The 17,947-nt window shown below is 67.9% G+C and carries 18 protein-coding genes and 1 pseudogene; 9 read left to right on the top strand and 10 right to left on the bottom strand.

The genetic code is table 11. The features are described from left to right. Positions 1-174 precede the first annotated feature (174 nt). Positions 175-1,038: an LLM class F420-dependent oxidoreductase gene (locus ABDW21_RS05195; RefSeq protein ID WP_343601754.1), complete on the top strand. Its 864-nt coding sequence runs from the start codon at positions 175-177 to the stop codon at positions 1,036-1,038. 26 nt (positions 1,039-1,064) lie between these two features. Here ABDW21_RS05195 and ABDW21_RS05190 read toward each other — a convergent pair whose 3' ends face one another. Next, the gene (locus tag ABDW21_RS05190) at positions 1,065-3,218 is read right to left on the bottom strand and encodes a 3-hydroxyacyl-CoA dehydrogenase NAD-binding domain-containing protein (protein WP_343601752.1); all 2,154 of its coding nucleotides are present in this window, start codon (positions 3,216-3,218) and stop codon (positions 1,065-1,067) included. A 24-nt stretch (positions 3,219-3,242) separates the two neighbouring features. Next, positions 3,243-4,454, bottom strand: coding sequence for an acetyl-CoA C-acetyltransferase (locus ABDW21_RS05185; protein WP_343601750.1), 1,212 nt, complete (start codon positions 4,452-4,454; stop codon positions 3,243-3,245). Positions 4,455-4,667: 213 nt separating this feature from the next. Here ABDW21_RS05185 and ABDW21_RS05180 point away from each other — a divergent pair, with 213 nt between their 5' ends. Then, positions 4,668-5,852 (top strand): pyridoxal phosphate-dependent aminotransferase, encoded by a 1,185-nt coding sequence (locus ABDW21_RS05180; RefSeq protein ID WP_343601748.1) that lies wholly within the window; start codon positions 4,668-4,670, stop codon positions 5,850-5,852. A 52-nt stretch (positions 5,853-5,904) separates the two neighbouring features. On the opposite strand, the gene ABDW21_RS05175 is transcribed toward ABDW21_RS05180, so the two are convergent. Further along, positions 5,905-7,134, bottom strand: coding sequence for a PPE family protein (locus tag ABDW21_RS05175; RefSeq protein ID WP_343601746.1), 1,230 nt, complete (start codon positions 7,132-7,134; stop codon positions 5,905-5,907). 262 nt (positions 7,135-7,396) lie between these two features. Here ABDW21_RS05175 and ABDW21_RS05170 point away from each other — a divergent pair, with 262 nt between their 5' ends. Both ABDW21_RS05170 and ABDW21_RS05165 read left to right on the top strand, forming a co-directional pair. Further along, positions 7,397-8,101 carry a response regulator transcription factor gene (locus ABDW21_RS05170; RefSeq protein ID WP_343601744.1) on the top strand — a complete coding sequence of 235 codons (705 nt, stop codon included), beginning with the start codon at positions 7,397-7,399 and terminating at the stop codon, positions 8,099-8,101. Next, positions 8,098-9,525, top strand: coding sequence for a HAMP domain-containing sensor histidine kinase (locus ABDW21_RS05165; RefSeq protein ID WP_343710147.1), 1,428 nt, complete (start codon positions 8,098-8,100; stop codon positions 9,523-9,525). The genes ABDW21_RS05170 and ABDW21_RS05165 overlap by 4 nt, the downstream gene beginning before the upstream one ends. 7 nt (positions 9,526-9,532) lie before the next feature. On the opposite strand, the gene ABDW21_RS05160 is transcribed toward ABDW21_RS05165, so the two are convergent. From ABDW21_RS05160 to ABDW21_RS05145, 4 genes and pseudogenes are all read right to left on the bottom strand, one after another. Next, positions 9,533-9,988 carry an SRPBCC family protein gene (locus ABDW21_RS05160; protein WP_343602992.1) on the bottom strand — a complete coding sequence of 152 codons (456 nt, stop codon included), beginning with the start codon at positions 9,986-9,988 and terminating at the stop codon, positions 9,533-9,535. A 47-nt stretch (positions 9,989-10,035) separates the two neighbouring features. Then, the gene (locus ABDW21_RS05155) at positions 10,036-10,473 is read right to left on the bottom strand and encodes a CoA transferase (RefSeq protein WP_343602997.1); all 438 of its coding nucleotides are present in this window, start codon (positions 10,471-10,473) and stop codon (positions 10,036-10,038) included. 51 nt (positions 10,474-10,524) lie between these two features. After that, a pseudogene (locus ABDW21_RS05150) lies at positions 10,525-10,940 on the bottom strand (CoA transferase); the annotation flags it as partial. 81 nt (positions 10,941-11,021) lie between these two features. Then, the gene (locus tag ABDW21_RS05145; protein WP_343602990.1) at positions 11,022-11,465 is read right to left on the bottom strand and encodes an SRPBCC family protein; all 444 of its coding nucleotides are present in this window, start codon (positions 11,463-11,465) and stop codon (positions 11,022-11,024) included. 65 nt (positions 11,466-11,530) lie between these two features. Between ABDW21_RS05145 and ABDW21_RS05140 the strand changes: the two genes are divergently transcribed. Continuing rightward, complete coding sequence (locus ABDW21_RS05140; RefSeq protein WP_343602988.1) at positions 11,531-13,201, top strand: alpha-keto acid decarboxylase family protein; 1,671 nt, start codon at positions 11,531-11,533, stop codon at positions 13,199-13,201. Positions 13,202-13,220: 19 nt separating this feature from the next. Here ABDW21_RS05140 and ABDW21_RS05135 read toward each other — a convergent pair whose 3' ends face one another. Beyond that, positions 13,221-13,829, bottom strand: a complete 609-nt coding sequence (locus tag ABDW21_RS05135; protein WP_343602986.1) for a twin-arginine translocation pathway signal — start codon at positions 13,827-13,829, stop codon at positions 13,221-13,223. Continuing rightward, entirely contained in the window at positions 13,826-14,611 is a 786-nt protein-coding gene (locus ABDW21_RS05130) for a hypothetical protein (RefSeq protein ID WP_343602996.1), read from the bottom strand. The genes ABDW21_RS05135 and ABDW21_RS05130 overlap by 4 nt, the downstream gene beginning before the upstream one ends. 475 nt (positions 14,612-15,086) lie before the next feature. Here ABDW21_RS05130 and ABDW21_RS05125 point away from each other — a divergent pair, with 475 nt between their 5' ends. Next, positions 15,087-15,509 (top strand): hypothetical protein, encoded by a 423-nt coding sequence (locus tag ABDW21_RS05125; RefSeq protein WP_343601626.1) that lies wholly within the window; start codon positions 15,087-15,089, stop codon positions 15,507-15,509. Between the two features lie 182 nt (positions 15,510-15,691). Beyond that, positions 15,692-16,081 carry a hypothetical protein gene (locus tag ABDW21_RS05120; RefSeq protein WP_343601624.1) on the top strand — a complete coding sequence of 130 codons (390 nt, stop codon included), beginning with the start codon at positions 15,692-15,694 and terminating at the stop codon, positions 16,079-16,081. 17 nt (positions 16,082-16,098) lie between these two features. Here the strand turns inward: ABDW21_RS05120 and ABDW21_RS05115 are convergent, their stop codons facing one another. Next, positions 16,099-16,494 (bottom strand): hypothetical protein, encoded by a 396-nt coding sequence (locus ABDW21_RS05115; protein WP_343601632.1) that lies wholly within the window; start codon positions 16,492-16,494, stop codon positions 16,099-16,101. 144 nt (positions 16,495-16,638) lie between these two features. Here ABDW21_RS05115 and ABDW21_RS05110 point away from each other — a divergent pair, with 144 nt between their 5' ends. Together ABDW21_RS05110 and ABDW21_RS05105 are read left to right on the top strand one after the other, a co-directional pair. Then, positions 16,639-17,364 (top strand): hypothetical protein, encoded by a 726-nt coding sequence (locus ABDW21_RS05110; protein ID WP_343601622.1) that lies wholly within the window; start codon positions 16,639-16,641, stop codon positions 17,362-17,364. A 44-nt stretch (positions 17,365-17,408) separates the two neighbouring features. Then, complete coding sequence (locus tag ABDW21_RS05105) at positions 17,409-17,924, top strand: twin-arginine translocation pathway signal (RefSeq protein ID WP_343601630.1); 516 nt, start codon at positions 17,409-17,411, stop codon at positions 17,922-17,924. Positions 17,925-17,947: the final 23 nt, after the last annotated feature.

Raw genomic sequence — 17,947 nt, 5'->3', positions numbered from 1 at the left:
TCGGGGGTTCGATGCCGACCAGATCCATTCGCCAGCCTTGCGGGATGAACAGTCCGAAGCGCATAGTCTGCGACTCTAAACCTTCCCGCGCGCCGGCGTACCCCGGTGGCCGGCCGACGGGCGCTGTTTGGCAACATGATCTGCGACGGGCCAACCAGGAGAGAGGCGTTTCGGATGGAGCTTTCCGGTGTCGGAATCTGGAGCAGCCAGCTGCGCTACGGCGATCCATCCGAATCAGCGGAGGCAGCAGCTGAATTGGACGAGCTGGGCTTCCCGGCGCTGTGGATACCCGACGTCGGCGGTCGGGTGTTCGACGCGGTGGGGCGTCTACTGGCCGCGACCAGACGGACGGTGATCGCAACCGGAATCCTCAACCTGTGGATGCATGAGCCGGCCGATGTCGCCGAATCCTATGCGTCGCTGACCGCCGCCCACGGTGACCGCTTCCTGTTGGGCATCGGCGTCAGCCACGCTCCGCTGATCGACTCCAGGGAGCCCGGGCGCTACCGGAAACCGCTGGCGGCGACGGCGTCGTATCTGGACGCGTTGGATGCCGCGACACCGCCGGTCCCCGTCGAGCGCCGCGTCCTGGCGGCGCTCGGTCCGAAAATGCTTGCCCTGTCGGCGACCCGGACCCGTGGCGCCCATCCATATCTGACCACACCCGAGCACACCGCAACTGCCCGTTCGGTTCTGGGTGCCGGTCCGCTGCTGCTACCGGAGCAGGCCGTGATCCTCTGCGACAGCGCCGACGAAGCGCGCGCCATCGGAACCGATTGGATGCGAGGCTATTTGGGCTTACCGAACTACGCCAACAACCTGCTGCGCCTCGGGTTCTCCTCCGACGATCTGGCGCAGGTGAGCGATCGGCTGTTCGACGCGATCATCGCCTGGGGCAACGAGGACGCCGTCGTCCGCCGGGTCGGCGAGCACCTGTCGGCCGGTGCCGACCATGTCTGTGTCCAGGTGCTGACAGCCGAGCAGACGACGTTCCCCCGCGAGCAGTGGCGACGAATCGCCGCGGCGCTCAAGGGCTGATCGCCCGCACTCGCCGGCGGTGAACCTCAGGTGAGCGACTCCGGCGGGGTGAAGCGGTCGCCGTACTTGGCCGCCAGCTCGCGGGCGCGGGCGACGAAAGCTGCCTTGCCCGTGCCGGCCGGACCGGAATAGCCGACGATGTACTGCGCGGTGCCGCCGGTCCACGGCGGGAAGCCGATACCCATGATCGAGCCGATGTTGGCGTCGGCGGTGGAGGTCAGCACACCCTCGTCGAGACACTTCTGGGTTTCCAGCGCCTCGGCGAACAGCATCCGGTCGATCATGTCCTGCAGCGGCGGCGCCGACGAGCCGGAGTTGAACGTCTCCCGCAGGCCGGGCCACAAGCCGACCCGCCCACCGTCGGCGTACTCGTAGAAACCCTTGCCGGCCAACCGAGATGGCCGGCCCAGCGCGATCATCTTTTCGACGACGGCCTCGGCCGGGTGCGGTTGGTAGGTGCCGCCGGCGTCCTCGACACCCTTGCGGGAGGCAACGGCGATCTTGTGCATCAGCTCCATGTTGAGCTCGTCGGACAGCTGCAGCGGCGGGGCGGGGTAGCCGGCTTGGCTGCCGGCATGCTCGATGCTGGCCGGCTCCACGCCCTCGCCGAGCATCGCCAGCGCCTCGTTGACGAAGGTCCCGATCACGCGGCTGGTGTAGAAGCCTCGGCTGTCGTTGACCACGATCGGGGTCTTGCCGATCGCCAGCGTGTAGTCGAACACCCGGGCCAGCGCCTCGTCAGATGTTTTCTCGCCCTTGATGATCTCGACCAGCGGCATCTTGTCGACCGGCGAGAAGAAGTGGATCCCGATGAAGTCCTCCTGGCGCTTCACACCGGTCGCCAGACCGGTGATCGGCAGTGTCGAGGTGTTGGACCCGAGCAGCGCGTTGGGCTCGACGATGTCTTCGATCTCACCGAAGACCTTGTGCTTGAGCTCCTGGTTCTCGAACACCGCCTCGATCACGAAGTCGACGCCCTTGAGGTCGGCCGCCGCACCCGTCGGGGTGATGCGGTCCAGCAGCGCCTTCGACTTCTCCGCGGTGGTACGGCCTCTTTCGAGCGCCTTGGCTTCCAGCTTCTCCGAGTAGCCCTTACCCTTCTGAGCAGCCTCGAGGTTCACATCCTTGAGCACCACGTCGTAGCCCGCCTTGGCCGAGACGTAGGCGATGCCGGCGCCCATCATGCCGGCACCGAGCACCCCGATCTTCTTGATCGGCGTTTTGGCGATGCCGTCGGGCCGCGAGCCGCCGGAATTGATGTGCTGCAGGTCGAAGAAGAACGCCTGGATCATGTTCTTGGCGATCTGGCCAGTGACCAGCGAGGCGAAGTAGCGGCTCTCGATGCGCGTGGCGGTGTCGAAGTCGACCTGCGCGCCCTCGACCGCGGCGGCCAGGATGGCGCGCGGCGCGGGCATCGGAGCGCCCTTGAGCTGCTTGCGCAGGTTCGACGGGAACGACGGCAGGACGGCCGCCAGCGCGGGTGACGACGGAGTGCCGCCGGGCATCTTGTAGCCCTTGGCATCCCACGGCTGAGTGTGCGCGTCCGGGTTGGCCTTGACCTCCTTTATCCAGGCCTTAGCCCTCGGCGCCAGCTCCTCGACCGTCGGCAACACCTCGTCGATCAGACCGATCTCCTTGGCCTTGGCCGGCTTGAAGCGGGTGCCCTGCGCAAGCACGGTGACGAACGCGTTCTGGATGCCCAGCATCCGCACGGTACGAGTGACGCCACCGCCGCCGGGCAGCAGGCCCAATGTCACTTCCGGCAAACCGATCTGGCTGCCCTTGACGTCGGCGGCGATCCGGTGGTGACACGCCAGCGCGATCTCGAGACCGCCGCCCAGCGCGGCACCGTTGATGGCGGCGACGACGGGCCTGCCGAACGTCTCAAGGGTACGCAGCTGCTTCTTGATCGTCTCGACGGTGTCGAACACGCCGCCGGCATCCTCCGGCCGCGCCTGGATCATCGACTTCACGTCACCGCCGGCGAAGAACGTCTTCTTGGCGCTGGTGATCACCACGCCGGTGATGGAATCCTTTTCCGCGACAAGACGATCGACTGCTTTGCCCATCGACTCGGTGTAGGCGTCGTTCATCACGTTGGCCGACCCCGACGGGTCGTCCATGGTCAGTGTGACGATGCCGTCGGCGTCTTTGTCCCAGTGGATTGTGTTGTCCGCCATGCAATTTCCCTTCCGGAGGAATGTTCAGACTCGTTCGATGATCGTCGCGACACCCATGCCGCCGCCGATGCACAGCGTCACCACTGCGCGCCGGGCGTTGCGGCGCTCCAGCTCGTCGACCATGGTGCCCAGGATCATCGCGCCGGTCGCCCCCAGCGGGTGGCCCATCGCGATGGCGCCGCCGTTGACGTTGAGCTTCTCGTCGGGAATGTTGAGGTCCTTCTGGAATTTCAGCACCACCGACGCGAACGCCTCGTTGAGCTCGAACAGGTCGATGTCGTCGACGGTGAGCCCGGCCCGGTCGAGTGCCTTGCGGGTGGCCGGGGTCGGCCCGGTCAGCATGATCACCGGGTCGGCGCCGCTGGTGGCCGTGGCCACGATGCGGGCCCGCGGGGTGAGGTTGACCGCCCGTCCCGCGCTTTCCGAGCCGACCAGCACCAGCGCGGCGCCGTCGACGATGCCGGAGCTGTTGCCGCCGGTGTGGACGTGGTTGATCTTCTCGATCCAGTGGTACTTCTGCAGCGCGACGTCGTCGAAGCCGCCCAGCGCGGCCAGGCCCTCGAACGCGGGCTTGAGCTTGGCCAGCCCCTCCATGGTGGTGTCGGGCCGCATGTGCTCGTCGTGATCGAGGATCAACAGGCCGTTCTGGTCGCGCACCGGCACCACGGACTTGGCGAAGTAGCCACCCGACCAGGCGGCGGCCGCCTTCTCCTGGCTGCGCAACGCGTACGCGTCGACGTCCTCACGGGAGAAACCTTCGAGCGTGGCGATCAGGTCGGCGCCGATGCCCTGCGGGACGAACCCGATGTCGTAGTTGGTGGCCGGGTCCAGCGCCATGGCGCCGCCGTCGGAGCCCATCGGCACCCGACTCATCGACTCCACACCGCCGGCCAGCACCAGGTCGTCCCACCCGGAGCGCACCTTCTGCGCGGCGGTGTTGACGGCCTCCAGGCCGGACGCGCAGAACCGGTTGAGCTGCACACCGCCGGTGGTGTCGGGCAGGCCCGCGGCCAGCACCGCAGCGCGGGCGATGTCGCCGCCCTGGTCGCCGACCGGTGACACCACCCCGAGGATGACGTCGCTGATCAGGTTCTCGTCGAGGTCGGGGAATCGCTTGCGCAGCTCCTCGACCAGGCCGACCACCAGGCTCAGCGGCTTGACCTCGTGCAGCGCCCCGTTCTTCTGCTTGCCGCGTGGGGTGCGGATGGCTTCGTAGATGAAGGCTTCTTCGGACATGGGTGCTTCCTCCGCGGGAGTTCGGACGGTGTCGTTATGGACTGTCGTTATGGACTGTCGTTACGGACGTTAGTCCTCGTGCCGCGACCGTAACAGGGCTACCGATCAACCCGTTGGTGGGGAGCCGGTGCGCGCCGGGCGTGACGCTGGCATCACTCCCGGCGCCGACCGTGAGTCCAGCCTCACGCTCGAGAGCGAATACGCTCAAGGCCCATGACGGTGTCGCGGCTGCGGCCCTACGCCACCACGGTGTTCGCCGAGATGTCGGCGCTGGCCGCCCGCGTCGGCGCGGTCAACCTCGGGCAGGGCTCTCCCGACGAGGACGGGCCGCCCGCGATGCTGCACGCCGCCCGGGACGCCATCGCCGCGGGCGTCAACCAGTACCCGCCCGGACCCGGCATCCCGGCTCTGCGGCAGGCCATCGCCGCCCAGCGCCGACGCCAGTTCGGCGTCGACTACGACCCCGACACCGAGGTGCTGGTGACGGTCGGCGCCAGCGAGGCCATCGCCGCCGCGGTGCTCGGCCTGGTCGAACCCGGCGCCGAGGTGATCCTGGTCGAGCCGTTCTACGACTCGTACTCGCCGGTGGTGGCCATGGCCGGCGCGCACCGGGTGGCCGTGCCGCTGGTGCCCGACGGCCACGGCTTCGCCCTGGACGCCGACAGGCTGCGGCGCGCGGTGACACCACGGACCCGCGCGGTGATCGTCAACTCGCCGCACAACCCGACCGGCATGGTGCTGGCCGAGGCCGACTGCGCGGCGATCGCCGAAGTGGCGTGCGATGCCGACCTGCTGGTCGTCAGCGACGAGGTCTACGAGCAGCTGACCTTCGACGGCCACCGCCACCGGCCGCTCGCCGGGTTCGACGGCATGGCCGAGCGAACCGTCACCGTCTCCAGCGCGGCCAAGATGTTCAACTGCACCGGCTGGAAAATCGGATGGGCCTGCGGGCCCGCGGAACTCATCGCCGGCGTGCGCGCGGCCAAGCAATACCTGAGCTACGTCAGCGGTGCGCCGTTCCAGCCGGCGGTGGCCCAGGCGCTCGATACCGAGCAGGCCTGGGTAGCCGCACTGCAAAAGTTGTTGCAGGCCAGACGGGATCGCTTGGCGACGGCGCTGAGCGAGATAGGCTTCGGAGTGCACGACAGCGTCGGCAGCTACTTTCTGTGCGCCGACCCGCGCCCGCTGGGCTACCACGACAGCACCGCATTTTGCGCGGCACTGCCGCAGAAGATCGGTGTGGTCGCGATCCCGGTGTCGGCGTTCTGCGATCCGGCCGCCGACCATGCCAACGTGTGGAATCACCTGGTCCGATTCAGCTTCTGCAAACGCGACGACACCCTCGACGAGGCGATCCGCCGCCTCGCCGTGCTCCGCGACGGGCCGTCCCTGACCTGACGACGGCAGGCCGTTTCGAGGTGCACGCCCACGTCGTCGGGATCCGTTCCCGTTATCCGGCAGCCGGCGGGCGCGCCATCACGGCGAGACGGAAGCCGTATCGGGGAGCTGCGTTGGCCGTGTTCTGGGCGGCCAAATTCGTTATCGGCGTCATCGGTGGTATCGCCGCCGACCCGCCCGGCTGATACCCAGACACCGACGCGAGCGTGGCGGTCGGCGCCGCGGCGGACGGCAACCCGCTCATGAGTGAAACGGGGGCGGGGCCCGCCGCCGACCACATCTGCGGCACCGACAGCGCACCGATCGACGTCGCCCGACCCAGACCCGCGGACACCGCGGCACCACCCAGACCCGCTGAACCCAGCGCACCGGATCCCGCACCGACGCCGCTCATCAAAGCCGTCCCCACCGCCGGTGCCACTGCCTTGGCCGCAGTGACACCGGTCGCCAGTGACCTCGCCATGTTCACCATCGACATGGCTCTCATCGGCATCATCGACCCGAATATCAACGGGTAGAGGAGTTCTGACAACGACAGCGCCGTGGACGATCCCCCACTCGCCGAGCCCGCCGCCGCGGCCGCTCCGGTCAGCTCTGCCGCCGACGAGGTCGCCGCGGCAGATGGCAGCGGCGAAGCCAGTCCCTGCAGCGTCTGCGGCGTCGCCGCCATCAGCTGTGACAACGCCGCCTGCGCGTTTCCGGCCGAGGTGCCGGCGGCTTGCGCGGCCGCGGTGCCCTGGGCGGCGGACCCGCCCGAATTAGTGGTGTGCGGCGGCGAGGTGAACGGCGACAACGTCGAGGCGGCCGCCGAGCTGCCGGCGTAGCCGTACATCGCCGCGGCGTCCTGGACCCACATTTCGGCGTAGTGGGCCTCGGTGGCCGCGATGGCCGGCGCGTTCTGGCCCAGGAAGTTCGTCGCGACCAGCGCCGTCACCAGGCTGCGGTTGGCCGCGATCACCGGCGGCGCCACCGTCATCGCAAACGCCGTCTCGTATGCGCCCGCTGCCGCGCGCGCCTGGTCGGCCGACTGCTCGGCCTGCGCGGCGGTGGTGTGCATCCATGCCACATACGGGGCGGCCGCGGCGGCCATCGACACCGACGCCGCGCCCGACCAGGAGTTCCCGGCCAGCCCGGAGATCACCGAGCTGTAGGAAGCAGCTGCGGAGCGCAATTCGGCGGCCAGCCCGTCCCAGGCGGTCGCGGCCGTCAACAGCGGACCCGCACCCGCGCCAGCATACATGCGAGCGGAGTTCACCTCCGGCGGCAACATTCCGAAATCCATTGCACGACACCTCCTTTAGGTCCTTTGGGTCCTTTGGGATCTAGCCGACAGTCGCTGAGCTGGCGGCCATGGCCGCCACGAACTGCTGACGAACGACGGCTGCCCGCGCTTGCGGCCGGGTGGTCAGCAACGACATGTGTTCTCCTCCCTCGGTCGGCTCGCCGACGACGGTGCGGGATCAAACTGAACCGGAGCTGAAAACGGTGCGGTCGACGCGGTTCGCTCAGGCTCCCTTCAGGAACGTGCCGTCACAATGACTGGTGTGGACGGCGCCCCCCGGCGGTACTCGGACACCAGCGCGCCCCGGGTGCTGGTCGTGGAGGACTACGAAGCCATCCGCGAGATGGTCGTGGAGGCACTCGCCGATGCGGGATACATCAGCGGCGGACGGGTGGACGGTCGCGGGCTGGAAGACGTGCTGGTCGCGTTCCGCCCCGATCTGGTGGTACTCGACGTGATGATGCCCGGCCGCGACGGTTTCGCGCTCATCGACGTGGTGCGCGGCTACGGTGATGCCGGCATCGTCCTGCTCACCGCCAAAGACGCGCTCCCCGACCGTCTGCGTGGACTGGACGCCGGCGCCGACGACTACGTGATCAAGCCGTTCGACGTGGCCGAGCTGATTTCCAGGGTGGGCGCGGTACTGCGGCGGCGGGGGCGTGTGCCGTCGGCAACGCAGGTCGGCGACCTTGTCGTGGATGTGGACGCCGGCATGGTGAGCCGGGCCGGTGCCGTGCTGGATCTGACCGGCACCGAGTTCAAGCTGCTCAGTTACCTCGTCGAACAGCGCGGCCGGACGGTGAGCAAGTATCAGATCCTGGCGGCGGTGTGGGGATACGACGCCTACGACGTCAACCTGGTCGAGGTCTATATCAGCGCGCTGCGCCGCAAGCTGGAGGCGCACGGGTCTCGGATGCTGCACACGATCCGGGGCATCGGCTACCAGCTGTCGGCAGGTCATCCATGACCCGCACGCCCACGCCGTCTCTGCACCGGCGGGTCACGACAGCGACGGTCGGGGTGATCGCCGTCATGCTGTTCGCGCTCGGCGGGGTGGTCGACGAACTTGTGGGCGTGCAGCTCAACCGCGACGTGGACTCCCGGCTGGCCGACGGCATCGTGCGCGCCACCACCCTGGTCGAGGCCGGGGTCGGGCCGGCCGAGGTCGTCAACCAGCTGCAAGGCCAGAGAATCCGCGTGCAGGTGATCGGCCGGGACGGCGCCCGCTACGGAGATCTGGCCATCGCGCCCACGCCGTCACCCCCGCCGCAGGGCGGGCTACCGGCGCCGCCGTCCGCCGGCGAGCGGACCAGCAAGAAGGTGACCCGCATCCTGCCGGACGGCTCGAAACTCACCATGGTGGCCAAGACCGCCGGGATTCACGCTCGCCGGGCCCAGCTGCGGCGGGACATGCTCGTCGGCGGTGCCATCACCCTGGTGTTGGTCGCGCTGCTGGTCAGGATCGCCGTCGGCCGCGCGCTGGCACCGCTGAAACGGATGACCTCCACCGCGGAGCGCATCACCTACGGCGACCGGGGACGCCGACTGCGCCCGGACCGGCCACGAACCGAACTAGGCCACGCGGCCGCCGCGTTCGACAACATGCTCGACGCACTCGAGAACGCCGAAACCAACGCCCGTCAGGCCGCCGAAGTCGCCCAGCGAGCCGAAGCAAAGACGCGCCAATTCCTCTCCGACGCGGCGCACGAGCTGCGTAGCCCGGTGGCAGCCATCCAGGCTGTGGCACAACAACTCGCCGCCTCCACCGAAGGAGCCGGCGACTGCGACACCGGCTCGGCGACCGTCCGCCGCCGCCGCTACGCCGCGCTGCTGTCCGACGAAACCCGTCGCGCCGGCAGATTGGTGTCCGACCTGCTCGACATCGCCAACATCGATGCGGGGGTAGCACTACCCGACGGGGAGGTCGACCTCGCCGACATCGTCGCCACCGAAGTCGACCGGGCCGCCATGCTCGCTCCCGGCCTGACCGTGCGCCTCGTCGGGGACAGCGCAAACCTGCCGATCCGCGCCGACCCGAGCCGAATCGCGCAGATCCTGTCGAACCTGTTGGACAACGCCCGCCGGCACACCCCGCAGGGCGGCGAGATCACCGTGCGCACCGCGGCGCGCGGTCACAACGCCGAGGTGACGGTCGTCGACTCCGGCCCCGGCATCCCACCCGCTGACCGCGAGCGGGTCTTCGACCGGCTGGTCCGCCTTGACGACGCCCGCGACCGCGACTCCGGTGGCGCCGGACTGGGGCTGCCCATAGCCCGGGCCCTGGCCCACGCGCACCATGGCATCTTGGAGTGCATTCCGGAGTCGTCCGGAGCAGCCTTCCGATTTACCCTGCCGATGGTGCCGGAATCGACCGACGGCACGTCCAGTTGACCCCGTGTTATGTAGGTTGATGCAGCCCGTCGGCGCGCATGACCCGCCGGCGCAGCCCCTCGGTCGCCACGTCCAGCACCGACCTGCGGGCCCGTTTGACCAAGAACTTGGGCACCGGCGCGAGCAACTCCAGGGTGATGTCGAATCGGACCCGCGTCTTGTCGTCGCCGACGCGGCGCAGCGTGTACTCGACGTGCTGTGCACTTTGCTGAGAGTTGTCCTCGGCGTCCCAGACCATCCAGTCCGGACCCCAGTGGTATTCCAGCGTCTCGTGGTCGCTGATGCCCATCACCTTCACGGTCACCTTGACGTGGTGCGGCCGACCGTCGCCGTAGGTGTCGACGACCTCGGCCCGTTTGTGCAGCGGGGACCACGACGGCACCGAGGAGATATCGGCGAGCGCGTCCAGGATCACCTCCGGCGGCGCGTCGATCAGAATTTCCCGCGAAGCCCGTATAGCCACTGCGTACAACCTAGCAACGCGGCCCGGCCTGGACGGCGCATCGGTGATTACCAGCCGATGTCGTTCAGCGGCGCGGTGCCGGGCGGCGGCGTCCGCACCGGTGGAGTCCGGCTGCGGGAGAACCGCGGGGCCGGGGCGGCCTGCTCGACGCCGTTGGCGGCGAGCACCGTTGCGCGGGCGGTGATGTGCGGGTCGGCGGCCGCCTCATTCCACGTCAGCACCGGGGTGACACACGAGTCGGTGCCGACGAAGATCCCCGCCCACTCGTCGCGGGTCTTGCGTGCGAACCGTTCGGCGAAGACCGAGCGCATCCGCGGGTAGGACCCGACGTCGAGCTGACCCGGCACCTCATCGGCCGAAAGCCCAAGCCCGGCAAGCAATTCGGCGAAGGACTGCGGCTCGATCGCACCGACGGCCAGGTATTTGCCGTCCGCGGTCTCGTAGCATCCGTAGAACGGCGCGCCGCCGTCGAGCAGCACCAGCATCGACCCGCCGCCGAAGTCGGCGAGCAGGTTCAACGGCGGCATCGGCGGCCGGTCGCGGTACCCCAGTGCCGCCAGCGTCCCGGTCAGCGACAGGTAGTTGATGTCGTGGGCGGCGGTGGCCGCGTGGGGCCCGTCCTGTCCCCATCCGGTGATGCGGGCGAAGATCAGCCCGGGTTGCCCGCCCCGCACTCGCCGGGCCCGATGCCCAGCCGCTCGCAGGTGCCGGGCCGGGAACAGTCCAGCAGCACGTCGGCTTTGGCGGCCAGGTCCAGCAGGGCCTGCGGCCGCGCCTTCACGTCCAGGTCGACGATGCGCTTGCCGCGGTGCAGCAGGTCGCGGTCCTCGGCCGGCATCGTCAGGGGTGCTCGGCGGCGACCCGCTTCGCCCGGCTTCGCCGCGCTTGCGAACGCCACGCCGCCGGGGCGACGCACCCGCACCACGTCGGCGCCCAGGTCGGCGAGGACCATGCCGGCATGCGGTCCCGGGCCGATGCCGCCGAGCTCGACGACCCGCACGCCCGCGAGCGGCCCGGCCGGCGGTCCGGCCACTCAGCGGGCCTTGCGCACGCTCAGCACCCGCTTGCGCAATCCCTCGGTCGCAGTGTCCACCGACCCCTTGATCACTCGTTTGAGCACGAAGCCGGGCAGCAGCACCAGCGGGTCGACGGTGATGTCGAACGCCACCCGCGTCGTGTCACCCTGCGGTGTCAGCGTGTAGGTGGCATCCTGCGCGCGCTGCTGGGAGGCGCTGACCAGCGTCCAGCTCACGGTGTTCTCACCCCAGGTGTAGGCGACCAGCTGCTCGTCGGTGATCCCGGCGGCCTTGACTTTCATCCTCGCCACGGTGGGCCGGCCGTCGTCTGCGCGGTCCATGACCTGCGAGCTCTGGTGCGCCGGCGACCACTCGGCCAGCGAGTCCACGTCGGCGAGCACCTCGAGAACCTCCTCCGGGCTCGCTTCGATCACGATTTCGCGGGATTCGCTGATGGCCATGGCCCGCACCATAGCGAGACGACGGCCCCCCGGAGGCGTTTTCGGCGCAGCGTACCGTCGGTGTCGTGACTGACCGGTACACCGTCGGGGACTACCTGCTCGACCGTCTCGCCGAGCTCGGTGTCGCGCACATCTTCGGTGTTCCCGGTGACTACAACCTGGAATTCCTGGACCACGTCGTCGCTCGTCGCGATATCCGCTGGGTGGGCAACGCCAACGAACTCAACGCCGGCTACGCCGCCGACGGTTACGGACGACTGCGGGGAATGTCGGCTGTGGTGACGACATTCGGCGTCGGCGAGCTGTCGGCGGCCAACGCGATCGCGGGCAGTTACGCCGAACATGTTCCGGTGGTGCACATCGTCGGTGGGCCGTCGAAAGACGCGCAGGGCAGCCGACGAGCACTGCATCATTCGCTCGGCGACGGCGATTTCGAGCACTTCCTGCGGATCAGCCGCGAAATCACCTGTGCGCAAGCCAATCTCATGCCGGCGATGGCCACCCGGGAGATCGACCGGGTGCTCTGCGAGGTGCGGGAACGCAAGCGGCCCGGCTACCTGCTGCTGCCCACCGACGTGGCACGCTTCGACGTGGAGCGGCCCGACGCGCCACTGCCGCGTTATGCCGGCGGCACCAGCCCGCGGGCACTGTCGCTGTTCACCGCCGCCGCGACCGAGCTCATCGCCGACCGGCAGGTGACGGTGCTCGCCGACTTCCTGGTGCATCGCCTGCACGCGGTCAAACACCTCGAGGCGTTGCTGGCCGCCGACGTGGTGCCGCACGCGACGTTGATGTGGGGCAAGAGCCTGGTCGACGAGAGCTCACCGAATTTCCTGGGCATCTACACCGGTGCCGCCGGCGACGAGCGGGTGCGCCGCGCGATCGAGGAGGCGCCGGTGCTGGTGACCGCCGGGGTGGTGTTCACCGACATGGTCAGCGGCTTCTTCAGCCAGCGCATCGAACCGGCCCGGACCATCGATGTCGGTGTACAGCAGAGCACCGTCGCCAACCGGGTGTTCGCGCCGCTGGAGATGGAGGCTGCGCTGGACGCCCTGGCCGGGATTCTCGCCCGGCGCGGCATCGCCTCCGCGCCGGTGGTCGCGCCGGCCGACGGCGGGGGATGTGATCCGCCGGCACCGGATCAGCCGCTGACCCAGGAAGTGTTGTGGAACAGGTTCTGCGAAGCGCTGACGCCGGGCAACGTGGTGCTGGCCGATCAGGGCACGTCGTTCTACGGCATGGCCGCGCATCGGCTGCCGCCCGGCGTCACGTTCGTCGGCCAGCCGCTGTGGGGCTCGATCGGCTACACACTGCCCGCCACGCTCGGGGCCGGACTGGCGCATCGCGATCGCCGGCCGGTGCTGCTGATCGGCGACGGCGCCGCCCAGCTGACCGTGCAGGAATTGGGTGTGTTCGCGCGGGAGGGGCTGTCACCGGTGATCGTGGTGGTCAACAACGACGGCTACACCGTCGAGCGCGCCATTCACGGAAAGACGGCGCCCTACAACGACATCGTGGCGTGGGACTGGTCGGCGATCCCTGGCGCGCTGGGCGTCACCGATCACCTGACCTTTCGGGCCCGCACCTACGCCGAGCTCGACGAGGCGCTGACCGCCGCGGCCCGGCACCAGGACCGGATGGTGCTCGTCGAAGCCGTGCTGCCGCGGCTGGACATTCCGCCATTGCTCGAGGAGCTGACCCGCCCCACCTCGGCGGACGGCAGCGCGCGTCGGTAGGCACCGGGCCCGGCGCGGCTCAGACCGGGTCGAACGACGAAATCAGCCACTTGCCATCCGCTTTGGTCAATGTGACCAGAACGCTACTTGCGCTCAACGATGGCTCCGGCCGGTCTGCGCTCACCGTGCTCTGATTGACGAACTCCAGCACCACTGCCGAGTCCGAATGTAGTTCCGACACGGCGGCACGAAGCACCACCGCGGTCGTCTTCACGGACTTCTGCTTCGCGGCCGGGGCGACGATCTGCTGGGTGAACTGGTTGTAGTAGGACAAGAAGTCACCGGTCAAATGTGACTTGGCGGAAGCGAAGTCGGCCTCGAGAGTCTCCGGGGAATACGACAGGATGGCGATCGTCCCGTCGGTAGCCGCGGTGATTGCCGACTTGGCGGCCGCTGCGTCGGTGGCCCGATCCGGTCGGTATTGGAAATAGAGCAATCCACCCGCCAACGCCGCCGAAGCCACGACCAGCAACCCTAAAAGCACCGAAACCATCCGGCCGCGCAGCAGGGCCTGCACGCGGCCGCCGAAGCGCTTCAGCCGACCCGGCGACACATCTTCGGCCTCGGCGTGCTCTAGCGGATCGGCGGGTGCTGTCTCCTCGGTCATCGGGGTTTCTTCTGTCGTCACGGCACAAACTCGACTTTCGACATCTTGAGCTGATCGCCGTCCCGCGCAACAGTCACGATCAACCTGAACCGGCGTGGATCCTGCTTGGCGCCAGCTGCGTTGGTCACTTCAGAGGTGGACGCGACCAGCACGACCGCGGAGTCGCTTGTCATCGAACCCAGGTCCACCGCCGCGGCTGCAACCGTACCGCGCTCGACCACCTTCGACTGTTCGACCACCTTGGTGAAATCGGCTGCCATCTTGGCGAAGTCGTCTTTGAACGAGCCGGTGGAGTCGTCGATGATGCGCTGCACACCTTCCTTCGCGTCGTTGAAGTCCAGCGACGTGAGCGTCACGACGCCTTGGCGAGCCGCGGCAGCGAACTCCTCGGCAAGTCGACGCTGCTGGGCCGCGTTGCGATGCTCCCACAGCATGAGTCCGCTGACCGCCGAGAAGGCGAGGATGGCGACCACGGCAAGAACCGCGGCGACGGTGGAGAGTCTGGGACGACGCCACCGTCGATACCATGCCGGCTGGTCCGCGGCCGCGTCGGGAGTGGTACCAGACGCGTCGTGGTCCGCGACGGCGTCGTCCACGCCCTCGTCTTCTGGCTCGCCCTCGGAGTGAGTGTCCTCCGCGTCACTCTCGGTGTCTTCGTCTGCGTGCGGCTCGGATTTTTCGCTAGCTTCCGCCAGTTTGGCCTGCTGGCGCAACTGGATCGCGCGAGCCCGGGCGCGGGCGGCAGCGGCCAGCGCCTCCGCCTCTGCGGCCTCGGCCTCCGCCTGCTCAGCCATCGCCCGCATGTCAGCAGCGGTGGTCGGCGCATCGTCGGCATTCACCGAATTCGGCTCCTCGTCAGCAGCGGTTTCACCGACGCCAGCACTCACAACTCACCACCCCAAAATAGCGGCTGCCTCGGTAACCCATCACGGGAGCAAATATGGCATCCTTCGCTTTCAGGCGCTAGTGGTCTCGCTCGTACGTTCGTCGGGGTGCCGTGCACCGGGGTCGGGTCACCGAACGTGAAGCCGTTGCGACAATTGGCCGGATTTTTCGCAACGGCTTCACGTTCGGTGACGTCGGACTGAACAGGGTCGACCCACACGCCTCGCTAGTCACATCTACCTGGCTGTGCTGCAGACCTGTTGAGACGCACATGATCCCGACGTATGAGCGCGACCACCAGCACAGGTGGTCGTTGTCCGCCGGTGGCGGAGTTGTCCCCCGGATCTGCGCAATTCGGCTGACCGGTCTCACGCCGGGATTAGTGTGTCATCCATGGCGCTGAGCTGTTTCGCCCGTCGCACACCGACCGCACGACGGACTGAGCTGGGCGGGACCTTCGCCGCATCGGTGCTGACGTGTGGATTGCTCGCAGCGCCGCTCCTCCCTGTCGGCACGGCATCGGCGTTCTGCGACGCGGCGGATTGCGTTCCGAACGTGGCCCGTAACGTCGTCGCGGGTGCGCCCTGCGATCCTCAACACTTCTACGACTTCGGTCTGGATTCCAGCTCCAGGACCTTCGTCTGCACCACCGCGGGCGTGTGGACGCCGGCCGGTCCGCTCGTCGGGCTACGCGCCGTCGCCCTTCCCTGCGATGCGATGAATGAGTCGGCGCAGCAACCCGACGGTACGCCGCTGCGGTGCGCGCAGGTGAACGCTACGTTGCGTTGGGTATTTCGCGACGATACGCCCGGCTGACCGGCCGTCCGGAGGCAAAGCGCGCAATCAGCGGAGGTTCCCCTGCTGAACCGATAGCATCCTGTGCACGTTCACGGACGCGCACAGGTGAGCCGCAGCGCCAGTGCTCGCAGCGCCAGTTCTCGCATCGGAGGAGCGACGTGATAACGACGAGACGGCCCGTCCCGGGCATCGGTTCGGCAATGTTGTTGGCTCTTGCAGGCCTATTGGCAAGCACCGCGCCGTCACACGCGGACGATCAGCCGGTCCTGCATCACGTCAAGTACACGCTGACCGCTGACAACCCGATCCACGCGGACATCTATTACCTGGATCAGGAGCCGCCGGTTTTTTCTGATTACAGCCACGACCCTTACCAGTTCGTGCCGAACATCCAAGCCGACGTCGGACCGACGCAGCCGTGGTCCTACCAGCTCGATCTGGCCAACCCGTACCAGTGGGCGTTTTTCACCGCCAGTACCGGGGGCGAATCGAGTACGCCGATGTTTCACTGCCAACTGATGGTCGACGGCGGCGTCGTCGCGACACAGGACCGCCCCAAGGGTGTGCTCTGCTCGATGCGTCCCTGGTAATTCAGCCGGCACGGCGCTCAGGTGTCGCCGCGAACCCAGCTGGAATGACCATTCTGAGCCACGCAGGTGAGAAACAGCCCGTCCGGCGCCTGCGCGACGTAGTACACGGGCCATTGGTGGCAGTCTGAGTTCTCCTCTTTGATTCCCGCCATCGGGGGTGAGCGGAACCATCTGGTCTCTCGCCTGCGCGGCGAGCCGCAGAACAGCAGCCGTCCCGGCATGGTGGCAAAGGAGATGTCGTAGTCCACGGTGCCGAAGACGAAGTAGGTGCTGTTGTCGCACGGCGCACCGAGGACCACATGCGGGGTGATGCCCGGCGTGCAGCTGGGATAGTCGCAGACGGTCGGTCCGGCGGCGGCGGGCGGTGCGACCAGCACACCCAGACCAACCCACGCGGCCACCGCTGCCACCATGAATCGCACTCGAACAATGTGGCACAGCCGAAAAGAAAATTCTCCCGTTTGGCGCGGACGAACTTTTGAACAGCGTCGACCCGCGCTACGGAGCTCTCGGTCGGGAGTGATAATGAGGCCCACTGTCGCGACAAGGAGGTGGCCGTGTCGTCGCGTGAGCGTCTGTCCGACAGCGACGCCGACCGTTGCGGAGGTCCGCTCCCGCAAGCGGACGGCACCCCCACGCTCGCGGACGCAATGGAAGAGGTCGCCCGGGCGGAAGCACGAGCCGAGGCTGCCCGTGCGCGTGCCCTGGAGCTGAGCCGGAAAGCCGCGGTGAACGCCGACGACACCGAAGACACCGACGACACCGACGGCGCGGCCCGCATCGTCGCCAGGCTCCGGCGCCCGGGACGGAAAACTCTGGCTGTCGGTGCGGCGGTCGTGCTGATCGGTGCCGCCCTGGGAACAAGCGGTTATGTGGTGTGGTATCACCGCATAACCGTGGGAGAGCGCCAGCGCGCTGCCGAGTTCTCCGCAGCGGCCCGCCAGGGCGCCATCGCATTGATGTCGATCGATGCCACCAAGGCCAGAGACGACGTGCAGCGAATCATCGACGACACCACCGGCCCGTTCAAAACGGGGATGTTGATCAACGCAGAAGATCTGGTCAAGGCGGTCGAGCAGTCGAAGGTCAGCACCAAGGCCGCCGTGCAAGCCGTCGCCGTCGAGTCGATGACCGACGATTCGGCGGTGGTGCTGGTCGCGACGAAAGCCGAGGTCGCCAATCCGGACAAGGATAAACCGCCACCGCGGTCCTGGCGGATCGTCATGACTCTGCAACGCGACGGCGGGCAGCTCAAACTGTCGAAGGTCGAGTTCCTGCAGTGACGGTCGACGACGATGCGAAGATCGAGCCGTTACGTCAACGCGGAATCAGGCTGAGCCGGAGCTGGATTCGCCGGTGCACAGCCAAGTGGCGTCCAATTCTGTTGACGCTGTTGGTCATTGCCTCGGTGGTGTTGGCTGCCGGCGTGTACTTTTTCGCGTACCGCCCCGATCAGCAAACCGATGACGCGGTGGCACACGAGGTGATCAAGGCTGCGTCAGACGGTGCGGTGGCGCTGCTGTCGTACTCGCCCGACAGCCTGGGCCGCAATTTCGCCGATGCGAAGTCGCGCCTCACCGAGGATTTTGCCGACTACTACAAACGGTTCACCGAGCAAATCGTGACGCCTGCCGCCCAGCGAGGACAACTGACGACGACCGTCCGCGTCGTTCGGGCCGCCGTGTCCGAGCTACATCCGAATTCCGCCGTCGTGCTCGTGTTCGTCGATCAGAAAACGGCGAGCAAGGACAAACCGGAACCGGTGAAAACGGGGAGCAGCGTCCGGGTAACGCTCACGAAGGACAGGGGTACCTGGCTCATAGCGAAGTTCGATGCCGTGTGAATGCCGCTTTCGGTTTTGTGGCG

It is taken from the genome of Mycobacterium sp. (genome assembly GCF_039583805.1).
Classification (GTDB): domain Bacteria; phylum Actinomycetota; class Actinomycetes; order Mycobacteriales; family Mycobacteriaceae; genus Mycobacterium.
The sequence above is the reverse complement of the archived record's forward strand: the minus strand, read 5'-3'. Positions and strand labels throughout refer to the sequence as shown.

Excerpts from the sequence above, each read along its gene's own strand:
- ABDW21_RS05130 (WP_343602996.1), bottom strand. The coding sequence starts at position 14,611 with ATGCGGGCGATGGCTGAGCAGGCGGAGGCCGAGGCCGCAGAGGCGGAG.
- ABDW21_RS05180 (WP_343601748.1), top strand. The coding sequence starts at position 4,668 with ATGACGGTGTCGCGGCTGCGGCCCTACGCCACCACGGTGTTCGCCGAG.
- ABDW21_RS05155 (WP_343602997.1), bottom strand. The coding sequence starts at position 10,473 with ATGCTGGTGCTGCTCGACGGCGGCGCGCCGTTCTACGGATGCTACGAG.
- ABDW21_RS05125 (WP_343601626.1), top strand. The coding sequence starts at position 15,087 with ATGGCGCTGAGCTGTTTCGCCCGTCGCACACCGACCGCACGACGGACT.
- ABDW21_RS05190 (WP_343601752.1), bottom strand. The coding sequence starts at position 3,218 with ATGGCGGACAACACAATCCACTGGGACAAAGACGCCGACGGCATCGTC.
- ABDW21_RS05175 (WP_343601746.1), bottom strand. The coding sequence starts at position 7,134 with ATGGATTTCGGAATGTTGCCGCCGGAGGTGAACTCCGCTCGCATGTAT.
- ABDW21_RS05185 (WP_343601750.1), bottom strand. The coding sequence starts at position 4,454 with ATGTCCGAAGAAGCCTTCATCTACGAAGCCATCCGCACCCCACGCGGC.
- ABDW21_RS05195 (WP_343601754.1), top strand. The coding sequence starts at position 175 with ATGGAGCTTTCCGGTGTCGGAATCTGGAGCAGCCAGCTGCGCTACGGC.
- ABDW21_RS05120 (WP_343601624.1), top strand. The coding sequence starts at position 15,692 with ATGTTGTTGGCTCTTGCAGGCCTATTGGCAAGCACCGCGCCGTCACAC.
- ABDW21_RS05115 (WP_343601632.1), bottom strand. The coding sequence starts at position 16,494 with ATGGTGGCAGCGGTGGCCGCGTGGGTTGGTCTGGGTGTGCTGGTCGCA.
- ABDW21_RS05165 (WP_343710147.1), top strand. The coding sequence starts at position 8,098 with ATGACCCGCACGCCCACGCCGTCTCTGCACCGGCGGGTCACGACAGCG.
- ABDW21_RS05145 (WP_343602990.1), bottom strand. The coding sequence starts at position 11,465 with ATGGCCATCAGCGAATCCCGCGAAATCGTGATCGAAGCGAGCCCGGAG.